Genomic DNA, 17,913 nt, shown 5'->3' with positions numbered 1-17,913 from the left:
ATCAATTACTATTTTTCATAATTTTTTGTGTTTAACTATATAATAAAATTGTGTCATAGAAAAAATCAAAAGCTTCATTTTCATTATTAAATTCCTCAAGAATAAAATGTCCACTACGTTCTTTTGTTTGGTATACTTTCCATACATTCCCTTCTAAAACACATCCTAATACTAAAGGAGCATCTGTTATTTGATCAAGAACAATTAAATATTCTCCTGATCTAATATTTTCTCTTTTTATGAGCTCAACGAACTCTTCTTTTGTCAATTCTCACATCTCCTAGTATTTTGGTATAATTCCTATCTTCTCTAATATTGTTCCATTTAGAGGTGTAACGATTTGATATGCTCCTTCTTCCATCAATACATCACCTGTTTTATTACTTTTCTATGGGGCTGCAGAAACTTGTATTTTCCGTAATTTACACTAAATCGTAAGGATTAAATGGTTTCCTTTCTTCTATTAAGGTTACATCACTTTTTGGAATCCAGCCCATCCACGAGACCCTATCAATTCTTGGTAATTTTAATTTAGTCCCAATTAATAAATCGCTTGTCACCACTTTATATTCATTTTCTCTCTCTTTCGAAATCTCCAATTTTTCACCATCTTTGATTCCGTAGGGTTTTATTCTTATGCAATCTGAAAGTTCGTTTGGTTTTACAATTTTCTCAAAAAGACCTGTATTATTAGGATTTTTAAAGGAATTATCAATTTTCTCACTATCCCTAGTCATAATAAAAATATTATCATCCATATCAACTGTTATTTTATATATTTTATTTCTATATTTTCCGTAATCACCGTATTTCAACATTTAATTCACCTCATAATTATTAAAATTTTACACTAAATCATTAGGATCAACTGGTTCGTTTTCTTCTATTAAAACGACATCAGTTTTAGGAACCCATCCGAGCCATGAATCTCTGTCTACTCTTGGTAAGTTTAGTTTTGGACCAACTAGTAAATCAGCCGTTTCTATCTGATATTTATCCTCTCTTTCTTGCAAAATGTGCACTTTTTCACCATCTATCATTCCATACGGTTTTATTCTTAAGCATAATGAAAGTTCGTTTGGTTTTACAATTTTCCTAAATAGTCCATTATTATACTTGTCTATAAAAGTTTCATCTATTTTATCTCTATTTTCCGTTATAACAATAACATTATTTTCCATGTCCTTAGTTATTTCATATTCTTTATTTTTATATTCCCCATAAATTCCACGTTTCAACATACTACTCACCTCATGTTTATCTAAATGATTTACCATCAAATATTGCAATAATTTCATCTTTCCCATCTATTACTCTATGTAATCTTGCACTCTCTTTTATATCGATAGAATCAATTGCAGTCCACTCAGGTATTACATTTTTAGTGTTTAACTATAGAATAAATTTGTGTCATAGAAAAAATCAAAAGCTTCATTTTCATTAATCCACGAGTATCTGTCAATTTTTGATAAATTTTAATTTAGTCTTAAATCATTCTGTTCAATGCAGTTAATTTTTATTTAATTTTGCAGTAACTATAAAATGATATCTTCAAAATACTTTTTAATATACTTTTGCTCTATTCTAGTTCTTTCTTCTTTCATATGATTAAACTTTAATATTGGTATTTTTATTTCAATTAAAGCTTCTATATCATTTAATTTTAGTTCTTTTTTAAATACGAATTGTTCTTCTTTAGTAAATCCATATAGTGATGCTAAATCTGAATTACTTGTAAACAATGAAATTTTCTCTTCATATAGTATATGTTTGCTTATAGACCATGGTTCAAATTCTAAATTGTTATATATTACTTTATATTTTAATTCATATGCAAATTCTAAATCGTCTACACTTACTTCTTTTATAAATATATTGTTATGAATATTACCTGCTAAATCAACCAATTCATTGAATCCTAGTTCAGCAATTCTTGTTTTCAGTCTAACTTTTGACTCTCTTACGTTGGCTAAATATACTTTATTTTTGTAAATAGCATAGATCACTTTAATTTCCTCCTATCAAAACCCACTTCAAATTTGTATCCATATCATAGATAAACTGTTGTGCTACTTTACCTGTATTACTATCTATAATCTTAATAATATCTATGTCCACAAATTTTCTTGTATATTAAAAATATTCACATAAGACAACATCTGTACTACCTGTAAATCCTTTTCCTTTAAAAGGATAATCGCCAGGTTTAGGCTTCCAATCCGGTAAAATAACCTTTTTTAAGTAATCGATTTAATGATTCAAGTCTTGATATAAAATTATCAAGAGCTTCCTCTTCTGAATCGAAAGTTTTTATTCCTGAAATAGCTCCTCTTTCTGATGTACTAAATACTTAATAGGAATTATCTTTTCTTAATATTCCCACATGATTTGTTTCATAGTTAGGAGTTTGAAAAAACAAGTAATTTTCGAACTTTCGGTCTAGTTGTATTCGTTTCACTTCTTCGTATTGCATATAGAGAACACCTCTTATATCATTTTTATTAAATTGAACTTTATTGTTGGGGCAATATCGCCCGTTAAAGCTGCTTGGCGATAATCTTTTTGATGCTGTTTCATCAGAATCAGATTACCTAATTAAAAAGTCTTCAACCTTTGAAAGGTTTGAAGACTTTATTTGTAGCTTATTTTCAGAATTGTTTTGGTTACCTAGCACCCATATCTTATGTTTTTTTAAATTGAATTATTAAATAAGCACCAAAAAACAAACTAATATGTTCTTTGATGCTCTTTTTTTAGCTATTTCGATTTTCAGTTTGGTTCAACTATGTTTTCAATCTCAAGTTTAAACCAGTGTTTTGTAGAATAAATGATCGTAATAATAATTCCAATCAAACCTATTAAACTTAAAAGGATTACATTAGAAAAACCGCCTAAAAATACGACAATTAGAGAAATAAGATATAACATTATTGCTTTACTATTTACTTTAATATCAACTGTACTACCTTTTTCGACTTGTTTTTCTTCACTTCCGAAAAACCATTGATTCGCTTTAACATTTACTTTTTCTGAATCTGAAGAGATTGTAAATTCCTCATTATTTTTTAACTTTTTAACTACTTGACTGTTTACTTGTAAAGAGACAGGCGAAGCTCCACCCATCATGCCTGTATTTCTTATGACTTTTATACTCAATGCCATTCCCCTCCGTTAGCAATAAAAATCATTAAAACTACTTCAAAAAAATGGAACTTAATTTCCCTTTATTTACACTAAATCATTAGGATCAACTAGTTCTTTTTCTTCTATTAAAATTACATCACTTTTAGGAACCCATCCGAGCCATGAATCTCTATCTACTCTTGGTAAGTTTAGTTTAGAGCCGATTAATGAAACACCCGTTCCTACTTGATATTGATTTTCACGTTCTTGCAAAATTTGCAATTTTTCACCCTCTATGATTCCATATGGCGTAATACTTATACATTCTGAAAGTTCACTTGGCTGTACTATTTTCTTAAAAATCCCACTATTATATTGATCTTTAAACGTTTCGTCAATCTTATTTCTATCTTCAGTTATAATAAGGACATTGTCTTCCATGTCTCTAGTTATTTCGTATTCTATATTTTTGTATTTACCATAAATTCCACTTTTCAACATGTAATTCACCTCATATTTATTTAAATACTTTACCATTAAATACTGAAATAACTTCGTCTTTTCCATTAATTACTCTATGCAACTTCGCACCCTCAGCTAGTTCAATAAAATCATTAAAAACCCACTCAGGAATAACTTCTCCATTCCTTGACGAAGTAAAACCATTTCCTGTCCATGGCCATCCATTTTCTTCCCATCCTCTATAAGGATTATTCATATTATTTCCATATGGAATTTCTAAACTCTTCTCAGAAAAACTTTTCGATTTTTTCGCCTTAAATTCAATATAACCATATGCATTACCATCTTCAGGATACGGTCTAACGATTTGTTCCTTATAATCATCATAATAAGAATAGTCTAACCTCATGGATTCTCTTACGTGATTATAATCATGAATATGAGCACTATCTTCTGCTTTTGCAATAAAACCTCTAACTGTCGTATATTTACCGTCAAGATATTTCTGAATGTCATTAGCAGGTATATTCTTAATTAAAGGTGTCTTGACATCTGGGCGAACAACCGAATTACGAATATCCTGCATTATTTTTTGTTCAGTTTCGTTTAATTGGTAATCAGGTTTTAATCGTAAGTTTGTAAAATCATCGTAACTTAAACTATGTTCCTTTAACTTCTTAGGAAGTATACTATTTACAAAGCTATCTGCACTCTGTAAATTCGTTGAAACTCGAACATTGGTATTCATTCCAATTTCAGTTTTGTCCCAAAACTGATTATATCTTTTTACATCTTCCTCATTCATTAATGCTTCAAAGGAATCTAATTTATTTAGCTCTTGATTTTTTAATGAAATTTCCTTCTCCGTCTGTATCCTAGAAATAAAGTCCTCGCCCTTATTCTTAAATACACCTTTTGAAGGTCCTCGTTCAAGTCCAGTAACTATATTCTGCCCAGTAGGAGTTTGCGCAGCTCTTACATGAACCGGTCTTAAAGCGTTATCAATAAATTTAGCAGATTCTCGAATAGTTTTTTGTCCTGTCTTTGATGTTACTGCTGCACCTACCGGATGGGACAGGGCGTATTTGAGTTGATTTACATGCTGACCACCTAATTTTTTGGCGTTACTCACCACAGTCGAATACACTGCTTTTGATTGGATTTTCACTCCGTCAATGGTGTTTTTAAGAGGTTTGACGGCATCATCTATTGTTTTAGCAGTTGTTTTCAGAACATTGGCTAGTGCTGGGACATTCTTTAACAGGGATTTTACGGCGAGTCCCCCTACTCCTGGTGCGATCGCAAAAACGCCTCGCATCAGTCGTTCTTCATCGGAGAGCTTTCTTCCAGAGATCAGATCTTCTCCTTTGACAGCTCCTGCTACATCGATTGCTGTGTAGATAGCACCTGCGGCTAGTCCTGCTGGCGGACACACAATGGACAATCCTATTACAACACCAGCTGCAATCAGATTGTACCAAAACTCTTTCTTCTCTTGTCCTGCTCGAATTCCTTCATATTCGAATGCACCGCTGTTTAGTGAAGCTGTACGATAATCTTCTTCCGAGGCTTCTTCACTAGGATTTTGAAGTTTCCAAGCCTCGTACTCAGTTTTGAGATTGGCTGAGTAGGTTGTATCCGCATCGTATAAGTCATTTAGTGTAATTTTATCTTTTGCACCTGAAAATAAGGATCCTTCTTGAACGTTTATCGTGTTAGCTGTACTGTAAGATGTTACATTCAAATCGGCCATCTTTTGAATGTACTCATCAATCGCTTTATTAAAGGGTGTATCTACCTTTTCATCGATAATTTTACCAATCCCTTTGGCATAATCATACAGTTTTTTATAGTCTTGGCGAATTGGCTTTGCTTCAGGTTGATATTCTTGAGGTTTAAAAGTAATCGCACCATCGACATCTTTTTCAGCGATATCCTTTTTGGAATCGTCGAAAAGATGGTCTGCGTTCTCATATTTATTGTCATACTTATGTGCTTCATTGACATGAGATAGTGCTTTTGAGACTTTTGACCATTTATCCTCTTCATACAGAAGCTTCACTCAGCCATCAGCCCCAATCCTTTGGCAATTTCTGTGGCTAAGGCTTTATCTTCTTCAATCATACTGTTCATAATGTCATTGATCACTGTAAAAGCACGGCTATAAAGATTGTTTAGCTCTAACATTCGATTATTTGCATCGGCGTAAGAACCCATATTCTCTTTTGCTTTTCCTTGTTCATAAAATTTGATATCATTTAGGGCTTCAATAGCTGGTTTCATCTTGTCTTCAAGCTCCGTCATGATTTTTTGAATGTATTGGATAAAAGATATCATTTCATCCACATTCATTTTTATTTCTTTGCTCATCTTACATCCGCCTCCTTATAAGGAAAACGATAGAAATCATAAATCTTCTTCACAAGGAAATATTGACTAAGTTGGTATGTGGTTTCGTTATTCACGTCAATCCCTTGAAGCTTTCCATTTTTTTCGAAAAACATCCATTGTTCTACGGATGTTGTTTTTTCAATGTAATTGATAGTAAAACATTCTAACTGAACAGTTGCTTCATCTTTTTCAAAATAGTCCTTTACATCATTTACTCCAATTGATTTCTTTAAATAGGTTGTATCCTCTGGTAATGGTTCTCGCTTAAATAATGGATAACCTTCCATAATTCTTTTTAAAAAGGCAATGTCTTGATGAACGAATAATTGGAAATCACCATCTTCTCTCCATTTGATCGTGATGAGATGTTCATCTTGCCCGAAGCCAGTCATAAGATTATCCAATCGGATGTATCGATCACTAGAAGCGTATTGTTCTAATAGGCTTATAACAACCGCTCCGTCTTTTGTTAATTTTTCATCTGAAGTCATTAGTTTTTTATCAATAAGGCTTTTTTTCGCTTCTTCAAATCCTTGGCGATTTTTCATAACGAGCAATTGACGATCTGGAAGTCCAAATAGCATTTTGCAGTCAAATGCTGAAGAGAGTAACAAAAGTTCTTCTGCAGTATAAAGTGCGGTCATCCGATACCCTCCACCTCATTGACAATGGCTTCATTCATAAGTTTATCCATGTCTTTTTTTAGATTTTCTAAAGCTTTTACATTTTGATCAGCAGCCGTGCAAATGTCGTCATGATATTGAATAATAATGTCCAAAAAAGCTTGGAATTCATCTTTCGAACGACCTGACCATTGCGAGCCACTGAGTGTACTTGAAAACCCTTCTGCACTTGCCTTTGCATCATATAGAGAACGTTTAATGATTTTTGCTTGTTCTATTGCTTCGCTCAAACTACCTCCAGTGATTTCAACATTTTGAGACATACTATCCCTCCTTTGCAGCCTTTTCACGTTCTCTTTCACGCCGTTCTTGTTCTTTACGTTTTTCTTCTTCTGCTAAACGTTGATAATACCCCGCACGTTCATTTGCAATGGATATTGCATTTGAATAAGTAGATTTTTCACCTTTTAAATCAGTCATTATATCTTCCATTTTCTTGTCAACAATTTCTTGTTTTGATTTATAAAGAGATGCAGGGAATCCTTCATTTTTCATATTTGGATGTTCTACTTTATAGGCGTCGGTTGATTCTTCAATGTCTTCGATTATATCTCCCAAATCACCCTTATCATTTGATAAGCTTCTAGAAAGCTGACGATACTTTTTTGCTTTAATTTCATAACCACTTAATCCCCAGTTAAAGACATTCAAATCTTCCCATTCCATTTACAACACCTCGACTTTCATATCCGATAAAATAAAATTTTTATTTTTTCTGTATGATTCCCACGAATCATATATGCTTCAAATGCATTCAATTCTTTTTCTCGATATGGTCTTTGGACTTCTACGATTGATTGATCATTTAAACGTACCATTGAAATAGCCGTGTTTAATTTCTTCATGGCAGTTGAAGTCTCATCGTAACTTCTAGTCATTTGACTATTCATACCAAAAATCAAATGAATTCCATAATTTGCTCCATCTGAAATTACTTTTGCCAGTTGAGATTGTGAAGTTGATGACAACTGGTTATTAATGGCCTCCATGTCCGTGAAAATAACAACAATTGGACTTATTTGTTGTATAAATTCTCTTAATGAAGAGATACCACTTTCTCGTTGTTCAATAAATGATTCTTGACGAGCTTGCTGTGCTTCCAATAATTGTTCGATTAAGGCTGTTGTTTCGTCCATTTGTTGAATATATTGATAGTTAGCCCTTTGTAATGCGCTATACATTGCAGTCACCTGATCCACTATTAATAATTGTGGTGCAATTGTTGAATGTTCTATTGTGTATAAAATTGATTCGAATGCTTGCATAAATCTTCGTTCCGAATCAGCAATCACAAATAGATGTTGTTGTGTGCTGAAATCTAATGACACCGCTTCTACATTTTCCAAATCAACTGCAAATGGCAATCTATTTTCAGCATATGCCTTTTGAACAGATGGCAATTCAAGGAAGAATTCATCTGTAACATTTTCTGGAACCATCGGAATTCCATCAGGTATCCTACCATTCCAGTTACGACTTATATTTTCAATATGGCTTCTCAGGTTTGCAGATACTTGAAGATCATCCTCACCTTTAGCAGGCATTGCTACTTGCATAAGTGTTACTTCTTCTAACTTGATAAGTGCTCGACCTGCTATTTCTTCGGTTGCTACGTCTGATTTCCCCATAATACTTCTGCTTTCTGATTGGTCAATCATATAAAGAGCAATTTGAGTTTTTATATTGATTAATATCGGTGTTCGAATTGCTAGTTGTCGACTAGCTGTTAAGACTAGGAAAATTCCAAGCCCCACACCATCTCGTGCGATTTTTATCATAAGTTCATCGAATTGATCTTTTAATGATGATTCACTTACTGCATCCATTGCATCTACAAAAATCACAATATCCGGTAATACTTCTTGTGTTAGTTCTTTATACATTGCCGAATTAGGAACTCCATGTTCGCTCAACAACTTTTTACGTTTTTTGATAATACTAGATATTCGCTTGATCCATTTTTGCATTTTTTGATCTTCATCTAATCGAATCATATCTGCAGCATGTGGAAGCTTTTGTAATGGTAATAACCCATTAGTACCGAAATCCAGTAAATAAAAATGAACTTCTTCTGGTGTATAGTTATCTGCTATTTGCATTGCAATAGTTTGCAACATTGTACTTTTTCCAAAGCCAGGGCTTGCAAAGATTGCGACATGACCATCTCTCATAAAATCTAGTGTGAATGGTTTTTGCAGTTGTTCATGTGGTAGATCAAGCATGCCAATTTGTGCAACTAAATGATTAGTTTCTAATGGTTGGTATTCAAGATCAAATCGACTAATTCTTTCTTCCAAAGGAGGTAACCACGGTCTTGGTAATGCTTTAATCTGTTGAGTTACCGCTGTTTCATGAATTTCTGCAATTACCGCTTCTAGTTGAGTCCATTGTTGTTTCGGCATCTCTTTATGTGTTAATCCACTTAAGTCTTCAGTTAATACTTCAAATTGACCAAGATCATTTATAGAATAAATTGTAAAATCTTCAACATCCTCGACCATTTGATTTCCTTTATATGTAGCTCCACTCCAAGCACTTTGGAACAGTTCGTAAACTTCATTATTTCCTACTTGTAAATAGGCTCTACCTGGTTGAGTAATATCAGCAGCATCTTTAGTCTTCAATACTTCGTTTGAATCACTTTCATTTTGTACTTTTAAAGCCAATTTGAATTTAGAGTTAGACCAGATTTGATCATCAACTACCCCACTAGGTTTTTGAGTTGCAAGAATTAAATGTATACCAAGTGAACGACCGATACGGGCAGTTGATACAAGTTCTTTCATAAATTCTGGTTGTTCTGCCTTTAACTCTGCAAATTCATCTGAAATAATAAAGAGTTCAGGCATAGGCTCTTTCACTTTATGGTCTTCATATAACTTTTGATATTGATGGATATGATTGATTTCATTTTCGCCAAATATATGCTGCCTTCTTCTAAGTTCTGCTTTAATGGATGCTAATGCACGCATGGATTGTGCACCGTCTAAGTTTGTGATGACACCAAGTAAATGTGGTAAATCTTTAAATAAATTAGCCATCCCTCCACCTTTATAGTCAATTAAAAGAAATCCAATATTATATGGGTGGAAGTTTGTTGCTAATGACAAAATATATGATTGGATAATTTCTGATTTACCTGAACCAGTTGTACCTGCTACTAGACCATGAGGACCGTGTGCTTTTTCATGTAAGTTTAAAAGCACAATATCATCCTTACCTCTAACCCCTAGTGGTACGGCCAGACTCTTATACGGTTTATGACTTTGCCATCTTGATGCTACTTGTAATTCTTGAACTGTTGAAACACCGTACATCTCCATGTATGTGATGCTTTCAGGTATACGGTTTTCTAAATTTTGAAGATGATCATATGCAGCTAATCTTCTAGCTAGTTCTTCGAGTAAATCATCTGAAACATCCTGGTTTAGATCAAATGTTTGTCTTTTTAGTTCCTCATTTTGAATAAATAACTCACCTGTTGTAGAATCTTTAATCCGAATTACAGTTGAAATATGCTCTGGTAATGACTCCAAAACGTCTTGAACATAAATCACTGAAACACCTAATTTTCGGCAATCTTCTTGTAGTAATTCCATGATTGTATGATCCATGATAATTGTTTCATCAGTAATCACAATTACAAGTTGTGGAACAAAGACACTTGCTTCTCTTGAATTTTTCTTTTCGACTTGTTGTTTACGATCTTTAAGCATTTGGTAAAGTGAGTTCATTACCTGATCTCTTGAACGTTCATGATACACAAATGAACGAACATTGATTGCTTGTAGACTTGCATGTGGAAGCCAACGCATCCACTCCCATTGCTTTTTTTCGTGCTCCTTAAAAATCATGATAAATTGAACTTCATGATAACTATGGAAAAATGCTAACTGTGCAATCATTTGTTTAAGTTGTTGTAGAACGAGAGGACGTTTCCCAATATATCCAACTGCACCATTGACCAAATCAACGATAATTGGTGCATGATCAATATGATTATATTGATTTTCTAACTGAATAGCTTTTTCCATTAAAGGATCTTCTTCGAGCGTAAATTCTTCAATATTTATCTTAATTGGATAACTGGCATCAACTGTTCCCTCACCTAAACGATAAAACAAAAAGTCATTATGAAATGGTGTTTTCTCATACATTCTTGCTGATTGCTTCCGTAATAATTCTACTAACTCAGGTATGGAAGGATAATGATACTTGAGTGCGCTATATTGATCATTTTGAGCTTCATATAATTCTTTAGACTTTTGTCGTAAGTAGGCATTAAACTTTACATTCCGTTCTTTCGTATCTTTTTTATACTTTTTGACATTTCGAATATAAGAAAGAATTGAATAAATTACTGTTACAATTGTCATGGATAACATGACAACAATATAAATTCCAGTTGGTCTGAAAAGCGAAACAAGTAACATGGCAGCCAACATAACAAGTGGTGGAACTATAATTCTTCCTAATTGCTCACTTGGTTTTGTTGGACGTGTTGGCGGTGAAGCAATAACTTTATCATCATCTGGTTGGTGATATCTTACACGTGGTGAGCGATGATAAGTATTTTTATATTCTTGTAGTTTAGATGTGATTTTTGGTAATTGAATATTACAGCTATTTTCTTCACATGTAATTGTTAAAATATCATTGTTGATTGAAAGTAATAGATTATTGATATAAAGTAAATCTCCGTCTTGAAAACTACCCTTTATCTCCTTTTTATTGTTCACATAAAATTGACCATGAAATACAAAAAACTTATATTCATGTTTTTTTACTTTCTGAATAATAACCCTTCCTGGAAGTTCAGAAATAATTGAATCTTCATCTTCATTTCCAATAGTCCATTGTGGAGAATCCATTAAGTCATATCTTCTGTCCTCTGCTCCAATGAAGGTCAAGGCAATTGATGAAATGACTTGTTTTTGATCAAGTCCAAGCAACTGATTGTTAACTAATAATTCTTTTCCATTCCAATTACATTGAATAGCTTTTTGAAGAGAGGGAACGGTAATGGTCGCTTTTAAATCTGGACCAATCATTATTTGTTCTTGTTGTTTTTCTTTAAATTCGTAGCGATGAAAGCACTCTCCGTCTACTACCGTTAAAATATAGCGCATTGTATTCACCTCCTACTCTTTGCTCTTTTTCTCTTCTATTTTCTTAGCTTCTTTTTGTTTCTTTTGATCTTCTAACTTTTGTTGTTCAGCTATCTGTTCTTGTTTTTGTTTTTCTTCCATTGCTTTTTGAGTTTGGGACTCAGCTTCCATTTTCGCTGCTTCTTCTTTATCTTGGATTTCTATTAATTCACTTTCGATTTCTTTTAATTTTCCATCCTTCTTCTCTTGATCCATCGTTGTATTCTTCTTCAATTGATTTTGATAAAGGATTAAACTATATTTTGTTAAATCATTTACATCCAAGCTATGCGCAAGTTTCACACTTTCGCTAAAGTTATTTCGAGCAATATTAATCCAATAACTTAATAAACGATCATCAGATATAGTTGCAATTGAATTAATTGAATTTGTTTTTTGTTCTTCTGTTAGCCCACTCGTTTTAACACTTGAAATGGCATACATTTTTTTAATACTTTTTGGTAGCTGTTCAAGCTTTTGATCTTTTAATTGCTCTTTTACATCTACATAATTTTCATTTATAAATGATGCATTTGCCTCGTTATATAACTCTTCTGTAGGAATTTTTGAGCTAAATGCATAAAGTACAAGTGATAATAAAATAATGCTTACGATTGATAAAGATAACGTGGCAATTTTAAATCCCTTAAATTTGTTTTTAGAAACTTTTTCAAACTGTTTTAGTGTTTTCTTTTTCTCTTTTCCGTAATATTCAAAAAGCAACTCTTGAAGCGCTTCAATAGTTTCTGTTTCTTGTACAGCTTTTTCATATGAAGTGGATGTTGCTCGAGTAAGTGCTCCCTTCATTAAATCTTCAAACTGAAACTCACTAGAAAATGTAGCAATTGCTATGCATTTATATGCTTTAAGAAATTCATCGCTTGAATTATTTAAAGGTGGTAAGATATTCTTGATTCCTCTATATATCATAAGAGGCATTAAGTTAAGGTCGTAAACTAAATTATTTGGATTTAAAATAACTGTTGTTCTTCCATTTAGGAGTTTTGAAAACCTTCCAATATTATGGAGTAAACGTAATTGATCGACTCTTTCTAATTTTTTGATATTCTCAAAAGATTGGAAACCTTCTAACGTATATTCAAATTCAATATTTTCACCAGCTACTTTTACATCGAAATGTAAAAAATTACTCGTATCCTGATTTAAAAGATGTAACTCTTGTTCTGATTGAATAGATGTTTCTGCAAGAGGCAGAGTCAAGATAAGCTGTTTTTCTTCGTTTTTTAAGGACAGCTCCACTTCACCTAATTTTAGTTTATTTTCCATGCGTAATACCCCTTTTAGTTATGCTCATTTTCAACGATGAGAAGTTCACCATTTGAAATAGAACAATCTAATAATTGATCTTCAGGTTGTAGTGTTATTTGTTTTAAAGGTAATTTAATAACGCTATTACTATTAATTTTTTCTTGTAAACTTGTAGAAAGAGCGAATAATAACTGTTTTACGGTCATTTTTGTTGAAATGGCCAAATCGTAGGTATTACCGCCAGACTTTGAAAAGTCAATTGTTATTCGTTTATGATTATCCATGCGCTTCACCTACATTTAGCTTTCTTAAGAATATGAAAAGTCCCATGCATAAGAAAATGATTGTGATTGTAATAAGAGTCATGAAGAGCCAGCCGTCAGCTAAACTCTCCTTTTTTGAACTTTTCTGTTGTATATTTTTTACAGCTATTTTTTCTTGAAATAACTGTTCCGTTGCAGATGATATATTCGTGTTTTGTTCATTCATGTAACCTTCTTGAAAGAGCGAATTTAATGTCGTCTTCTCCTGCATTTGTTCATTTTGTTTTAAATAGTTTTCTACTTTTATACTTTCATCAGTAAAAAGCTCATCAGTTCCTTCTACTAAATTATCTGTAGAATCAATTTTTGTCTTATTCTCATTGATACGATTAATATCAATTTTTAAATGTCCATTATCTTCATTTGCATGTGCAGGAATACTCGTGGTAATGATTGCCCCACCAATGATAAAAGCACCTAACCATTTATGCTTCATTTACAGTCTCTTCTTTCGGAGGAAGTCCCTTTACAACAAATAAATTGAGAACAAAGAACAAAATGGCAAGAATAAACATTACTCCGATTATTATTACTCCGCTACTAGTGCTGTTTATAATATTAGAAATATTATTTTCCAAATAGTGTAATGGAGATAAAAGTGATATTTGTTGAATGATATGTGATCGTTCAAAATCAAAACCAAGCGCTTCAGTAAAGAATAGGTACATACTAATGCTCACTAAAATGATAAACATACCAATCATTTTGAATTGTCGTAATAAGTAAGTAGCAGCAAGTACTAATAACGTCATTAATAGTGTAATGATTGTAATCCAAATTACCGGTGAGATCTCAATTCCTTTGTAAGTCATTAATGAAACTGTTCCAACTATTAAACCTTCGATAATCGCTACTGCAGTTGTAAATAACGAGATCGGTAAGTTTTTAGCATATAAGCTTTGTTCTTCTGCATTTTCGAAATCTGATTTTTTGAATACAAATTGTTTAAATCCTGACATAACATAAGCAGTAAACAATGCTAAGAATGAAGCAATTACTATCAAATAGAATGTTGTTCTTGTATCACGCGCATTTTCAATAGATTGTTTTGTCATATTAATTGGATTAGATAAGAAATCATATAATTCCTCATTTTGTGCATTTCCAATTTTACTATTAGCTAATACATTGCTAAAATTCATCGCATATTCATTATCATTTGATACTTTTTTAACTAAGTCATTCGCTAACTGATCAGCTTTATTTGTTAGCTCATGTCCACCACTTTTTACTTGTTTTGCTTTTTCATTGATTCCATCAAATGAATCGTATACGGAGCTTGCTTGTAAGTTTGCTGCTTCTGCTTGCTCTGCCACAGTGCTACTATTTGAAAGTAAATCGCTGATTCCCTCTCCTAAATTAATACTAACTTGCCCCTCTTTTTCGTTATTCTCAGTTACTTGTGAACTTGATTTAACTAGTTGGTTACTCGTTTCTTTCCATTGTTGGGCTACAGGTATAAGCTTTGTAATTTCGTCATTTTGTTCTTTAGCTACTTCTGTTGCTTCATTTATTTGCTTAATAAGAAGTGGAAAATTTTTTAAAATGGTTGATAATTCTTCGTTATAACCTATCACTTTATCATTGACGGTTTTTAAATCATCTGAAAGCTTTGAAGTTGTTTGTTCAATTAATGATTTTTTAACTAAAGAAATGATAAAAGCTTTCATACCTTTGTTTGAAAGTGCATAATACAAAGAGTCTGTATTTGAACTACCAATTTTTTCAAACGAACTATTGCTCAATTGTGTGAATTGATCTGGATTTGTAACATCAATATCAAAATACAACCTGAATAACGCTTGTAATCGTTGATAATTCCAAATAGACTTAGCAACTTGATCTGGAATTTCTTCCTGTGTTGCTAGAGATGATGTAATTTCATGATGGATAGTTTCATTAGTAATTGTTTTTGTTTGATTTGTTTGATTTGTTTGATTTGCATCATTTGATTGTTTTGTTTCAACAGACTTAGTATTTGCTTTTTGATTGCTATGCTCTTCTTTATTTAAAATCAATGTTTTTTCTTTTTCATTCGTTATATCTTTTGTATTAACTTGATCTTCTTTATTTTCTTCTTGCTTTTCATCTTTTTTAAGAGTTTGATCTTCTGATTTAGCAGTATTATTCAGCTCTTCTTGAGAATTTTCTACATCCTTTGAATCAGATACTCGCGTAATGACATGATGTATGACTGCAGTAATATCCTCTTCATGTTTTTTTAAAGTCCAACTCCAATTTACTGGTGAAAAAATATCAACACTGTAATCAGTTAAAGCAAATGTAGCAGAAACTTTTATTTTTCCTTTTGATATAGCTGGCAAATCTATTACGCCTGGCTGTACATTTAAAACCTTGCCATCTGGTAGTGTTAAAACAATATTCTTTGTTACAAATCCTGCTGGAGCATTGATTATAAATGTTCTTTTTCCAGCTTCTTGTGCTGGAATTTTCATTTCATCTGATAATACAGTACCTTCTGTCATTAGTTTGTTTTTCATTTCCTGAATGTAATACTGAATTGAAAATTGACCATCCGTTGAATATGAATGATTTTTTTCCTTTGCATATTTCTTGGCTGCGTAGATTATTTTAGTTAGTTGATCTTTTGTTGATTGAGAAACATCTAAATAATTTACTTGTTGTTCATCCAAAGATGGTAGTTGATCAATGGTTTGTAATAAGTTGTTTTCAATGTTACTTTTAGGTGCTAAAAACAAAGTATTAATTTTGGCTGTATTTTCTGGTGTAGATAATGCATCGTTTAAAGATTCATTCACAAATTCAGCAACTTCTTTTGAAATATCTTCATCAATTCTTTTCTTTAAAGATACCGTATATTGATTAATATTCTCTTGTGTTGAAGTTAAGTTGGTAACAATGCCAGATGTAACTAGTGTCATATCCTTCCCTAATTTTTGACCTAGTAATTTTTGTTCATCACTAATACTTTGGAGTTTTTCTTCCGCATTATCTACTGTAACTTGATTATTACTATCATTAATTAAATTAGTAAGATTGTTATAGCTTTCATTACCTTTCACAAGATATTCTTGCATAGTTGACATCGTTTGGCTTGTAGTTGTAGCGCTATCTAAACTGTTCTTTGCATCTTTTTGAAATATGTTTAAATCTTTGTTAAGCCCATTAAAAGAATCTTTTGTAAAATTTGTATTATCATTAATTTGAGTTAAATTATTTGTATATTCTTTTATAGGGTCGTTGATATTTGTGGCATATGTTGAAGCTAATTGATCTTGTTTTTTTACTATGTTTTTCAAATTTTTTTGAGCAGACTGTAAGTTTCCAATGACACTTGCAAAAAAGACATCGATTACTTTTTCATTGAACGAGTTTAATAATTCTCCAGAAATTTTTTGTGCTTGTGCTTTTGTGATTTCATTGTCCGATTCATTTAATTTATAAGAAAGTTCAATTGGCTCTGGACTTACGTTGTCAATTGAAAGAGCTCGTTTTGTAAAGTCATTTGGTATAGTTATAGCCATGTTATAGCGTTTATCTAAAATACCATCTTCTGCTTCTGCAGAGTCGACTAAATGGAATCTATGTGTATCATTGTTTTCTAAACTCTTTTTAAATTCTTCTCCGAAGTTATATGATTTGCCGTGGTATTCAACAGGTTCATCTAGATTAACTACTGCAACATCCATTTTGAATTCTGCTTTCTCTGTTTTTTCCTTCGTTGCAGAATTAAATGGTATGTATGCAATTATCCCAGCAAGAAGAAAAGCTAGTACGATAAAAAGTGGCAAACGATTTTTTTTTGTCATTTTTACACCTCATTAATTCCTATAAAGATAATAGGACCGTCGATAACTCAACGGTCCTTAAATTACTCTACGTATATTAGTAGTTTTACTACTATATTTGTACATCGATGAGCGAAGTGAACCCTCTTTGAATATACAATTTGTTTTATTGTAATCCGAAGTTTTTAGAAAGCTGCATGTCATGTTCTTCTACTGCGTCAGCAGTTTGATCTAGTTGTTCCTTTATTGCTTTAAGTAATTCTGCAAAGTTTTTTACTTTTGGTTTTAATTGTTCGAATTGAGCATCGAATTGTTGAAAAGCTTTACCTTCCCATTCAGAACGTAATTGACCTTGCAATCCATCCAATTCACCTAACATTGTGATAATTTGTTCACCACATGTATCATATTTTTTCGCTTTACTTTTTAGTTCCTGTGGGGTCATACGAATTTGTCCTGCCACGTCTACCAGCTCCTTATCACATTTAATTGTAATTCATATAAAATATTGGAATTTTGTTACAAAATTAGTTTATTGAATTAGACTTAGATAGTCAATTAAAACTATATTAATATATATTAAATCTCGAAATAGAGATAGTATGTAACAAATAGTAAAGATGCTTATTTTCCGGGCTTAATGTAATATAATTAGAATCATTCTAAATAATGCCCAAAAGTACTTATTTAAAAATTTCACTAAATTTAGATTGATAAAATACTATTAAAAATAATAAATTAAATC

At 32.0% G+C, this 17,913-nt stretch carries 17 protein-coding genes; all 17 read right to left on the bottom strand.

Going from position 1 to position 17,913, the window contains the following annotated elements; translation table 11 throughout:
- Nucleotides 1-31: 31 nt before the first annotated feature.
- The 17 genes from ABE048_RS18205 to ABE048_RS18125 all read right to left on the bottom strand — a co-directional run bounded on the left by ABE048_RS18205 (nucleotide 32) and on the right by ABE048_RS18125 (nucleotide 17,631).
- Complete coding sequence (locus ABE048_RS18205; protein ID WP_430312688.1) at nucleotides 32-268, bottom strand: hypothetical protein; 237 nt, start codon at nucleotides 266-268, stop codon at nucleotides 32-34.
- Between the two features lie 154 nt (nucleotides 269-422).
- Complete coding sequence (locus ABE048_RS18200; protein WP_430312687.1) at nucleotides 423-818, bottom strand: hypothetical protein; 396 nt, start codon at nucleotides 816-818, stop codon at nucleotides 423-425.
- Between the two features lie 27 nt (nucleotides 819-845).
- The gene (locus ABE048_RS18195; RefSeq protein ID WP_430312686.1) at nucleotides 846-1,241 is read right to left on the bottom strand and encodes a hypothetical protein; all 396 of its coding nucleotides are present in this window, start codon (nucleotides 1,239-1,241) and stop codon (nucleotides 846-848) included.
- A gap of 294 nt (nucleotides 1,242-1,535) precedes the next feature.
- Nucleotides 1,536-2,006: a hypothetical protein gene (locus ABE048_RS18190; RefSeq protein ID WP_430312685.1), complete on the bottom strand. Its 471-nt coding sequence runs from the start codon at nucleotides 2,004-2,006 to the stop codon at nucleotides 1,536-1,538.
- A gap of 763 nt (nucleotides 2,007-2,769) precedes the next feature.
- Nucleotides 2,770-3,156, bottom strand: coding sequence for a hypothetical protein (locus tag ABE048_RS18185; RefSeq protein WP_430312684.1), 387 nt, complete (start codon nucleotides 3,154-3,156; stop codon nucleotides 2,770-2,772).
- Nucleotides 3,157-3,228: 72 nt separating this feature from the next.
- Nucleotides 3,229-3,624, bottom strand: coding sequence for a hypothetical protein (locus ABE048_RS18180; protein WP_430312683.1), 396 nt, complete (start codon nucleotides 3,622-3,624; stop codon nucleotides 3,229-3,231).
- 16 nt (nucleotides 3,625-3,640) lie between these two features.
- Nucleotides 3,641-5,647 (bottom strand): pre-toxin TG domain-containing protein, encoded by a 2,007-nt coding sequence (locus ABE048_RS18175; protein WP_430312682.1) that lies wholly within the window; start codon nucleotides 5,645-5,647, stop codon nucleotides 3,641-3,643.
- Nucleotides 5,644-5,955: a hypothetical protein gene (locus ABE048_RS18170; protein WP_430312681.1), complete on the bottom strand. Its 312-nt coding sequence runs from the start codon at nucleotides 5,953-5,955 to the stop codon at nucleotides 5,644-5,646. The genes ABE048_RS18175 and ABE048_RS18170 overlap by 4 nt, the downstream gene beginning before the upstream one ends.
- Nucleotides 5,952-6,620, bottom strand: a complete 669-nt coding sequence (locus ABE048_RS18165) for a DUF5081 family protein (RefSeq protein WP_430312679.1) — start codon at nucleotides 6,618-6,620, stop codon at nucleotides 5,952-5,954. Before ABE048_RS18165 ends, ABE048_RS18170 begins: the two co-directional genes overlap by 4 nt.
- Nucleotides 6,617-6,922 (bottom strand): WXG100 family type VII secretion target, encoded by a 306-nt coding sequence (locus ABE048_RS18160; protein ID WP_430312678.1) that lies wholly within the window; start codon nucleotides 6,920-6,922, stop codon nucleotides 6,617-6,619. Before ABE048_RS18160 ends, ABE048_RS18165 begins: the two co-directional genes overlap by 4 nt.
- Nucleotide 6,923: 1 nt before the next feature.
- Nucleotides 6,924-7,325: a hypothetical protein gene (locus ABE048_RS18155; RefSeq protein ID WP_430312677.1), complete on the bottom strand. Its 402-nt coding sequence runs from the start codon at nucleotides 7,323-7,325 to the stop codon at nucleotides 6,924-6,926.
- Nucleotides 7,326-7,342: 17 nt separating this feature from the next.
- Nucleotides 7,343-11,788, bottom strand: a complete 4,446-nt coding sequence (essC, locus tag ABE048_RS18150) for a type VII secretion protein EssC (RefSeq protein ID WP_430312676.1) — start codon at nucleotides 11,786-11,788, stop codon at nucleotides 7,343-7,345.
- Nucleotides 11,789-11,800: 12 nt separating this feature from the next.
- On the bottom strand, nucleotides 11,801-13,093 hold the full coding sequence (essB, locus tag ABE048_RS18145; protein ID WP_430312675.1) for a type VII secretion protein EssB: 1,293 nt from the start codon (nucleotides 13,091-13,093) through the stop codon (nucleotides 11,801-11,803).
- A 14-nt stretch (nucleotides 13,094-13,107) separates the two neighbouring features.
- Nucleotides 13,108-13,359: an EsaB/YukD family protein gene (locus tag ABE048_RS18140; RefSeq protein WP_430312674.1), complete on the bottom strand. Its 252-nt coding sequence runs from the start codon at nucleotides 13,357-13,359 to the stop codon at nucleotides 13,108-13,110.
- Complete coding sequence (gene essA / locus ABE048_RS18135; RefSeq protein ID WP_430312673.1) at nucleotides 13,352-13,834, bottom strand: type VII secretion protein EssA; 483 nt, start codon at nucleotides 13,832-13,834, stop codon at nucleotides 13,352-13,354. Before essA ends, ABE048_RS18140 begins: the two co-directional genes overlap by 8 nt.
- Entirely contained in the window at nucleotides 13,824-17,189 is a 3,366-nt protein-coding gene (gene esaA / locus ABE048_RS18130) for a type VII secretion protein EsaA (protein WP_430312672.1), read from the bottom strand. The genes essA and esaA overlap by 11 nt, the downstream gene beginning before the upstream one ends.
- A 145-nt stretch (nucleotides 17,190-17,334) precedes the next feature.
- Nucleotides 17,335-17,631 carry a WXG100 family type VII secretion target gene (locus ABE048_RS18125; RefSeq protein ID WP_430312671.1) on the bottom strand — a complete coding sequence of 99 codons (297 nt, stop codon included), beginning with the start codon at nucleotides 17,629-17,631 and terminating at the stop codon, nucleotides 17,335-17,337.
- Nucleotides 17,632-17,913 lie beyond the last annotated feature (282 nt).

Source organism: Rummeliibacillus pycnus (assembly GCF_050459865.1).
Classification (GTDB): domain Bacteria; phylum Bacillota; class Bacilli; order Bacillales_A; family Planococcaceae; genus Rummeliibacillus; species Rummeliibacillus pycnus_B.
This window is presented reverse-complemented; position numbering and strand designations above follow the sequence as displayed.

Excerpts from the sequence above, each read along its gene's own strand:
- ABE048_RS18160 (WP_430312678.1), bottom strand. The coding sequence starts at position 6,922 with ATGTCTCAAAATGTTGAAATCACTGGAGGTAGTTTGAGCGAAGCAATA.
- ABE048_RS18195 (WP_430312686.1), bottom strand. The coding sequence starts at position 1,241 with ATGTTGAAACGTGGAATTTATGGGGAATATAAAAATAAAGAATATGAA.
- ABE048_RS18200 (WP_430312687.1), bottom strand. The coding sequence starts at position 818 with ATGTTGAAATACGGTGATTACGGAAAATATAGAAATAAAATATATAAA.
- essB (WP_430312675.1), bottom strand. The coding sequence starts at position 13,093 with ATGGAAAATAAACTAAAATTAGGTGAAGTGGAGCTGTCCTTAAAAAAC.
- ABE048_RS18180 (WP_430312683.1), bottom strand. The coding sequence starts at position 3,624 with ATGTTGAAAAGTGGAATTTATGGTAAATACAAAAATATAGAATACGAA.
- ABE048_RS18140 (WP_430312674.1), bottom strand. The coding sequence starts at position 13,359 with ATGGATAATCATAAACGAATAACAATTGACTTTTCAAAGTCTGGCGGT.
- esaA (WP_430312672.1), bottom strand. The coding sequence starts at position 17,189 with ATGACAAAAAAAAATCGTTTGCCACTTTTTATCGTACTAGCTTTTCTT.
- ABE048_RS18170 (WP_430312681.1), bottom strand. The coding sequence starts at position 5,955 with ATGAGCAAAGAAATAAAAATGAATGTGGATGAAATGATATCTTTTATC.
- ABE048_RS18155 (WP_430312677.1), bottom strand. The coding sequence starts at position 7,325 with ATGGAATGGGAAGATTTGAATGTCTTTAACTGGGGATTAAGTGGTTAT.
- ABE048_RS18165 (WP_430312679.1), bottom strand. The coding sequence starts at position 6,620 with ATGACCGCACTTTATACTGCAGAAGAACTTTTGTTACTCTCTTCAGCA.
- essA (WP_430312673.1), bottom strand. The coding sequence starts at position 13,834 with ATGAAGCATAAATGGTTAGGTGCTTTTATCATTGGTGGGGCAATCATT.
- essC (WP_430312676.1), bottom strand. The coding sequence starts at position 11,788 with ATGCGCTATATTTTAACGGTAGTAGACGGAGAGTGCTTTCATCGCTAC.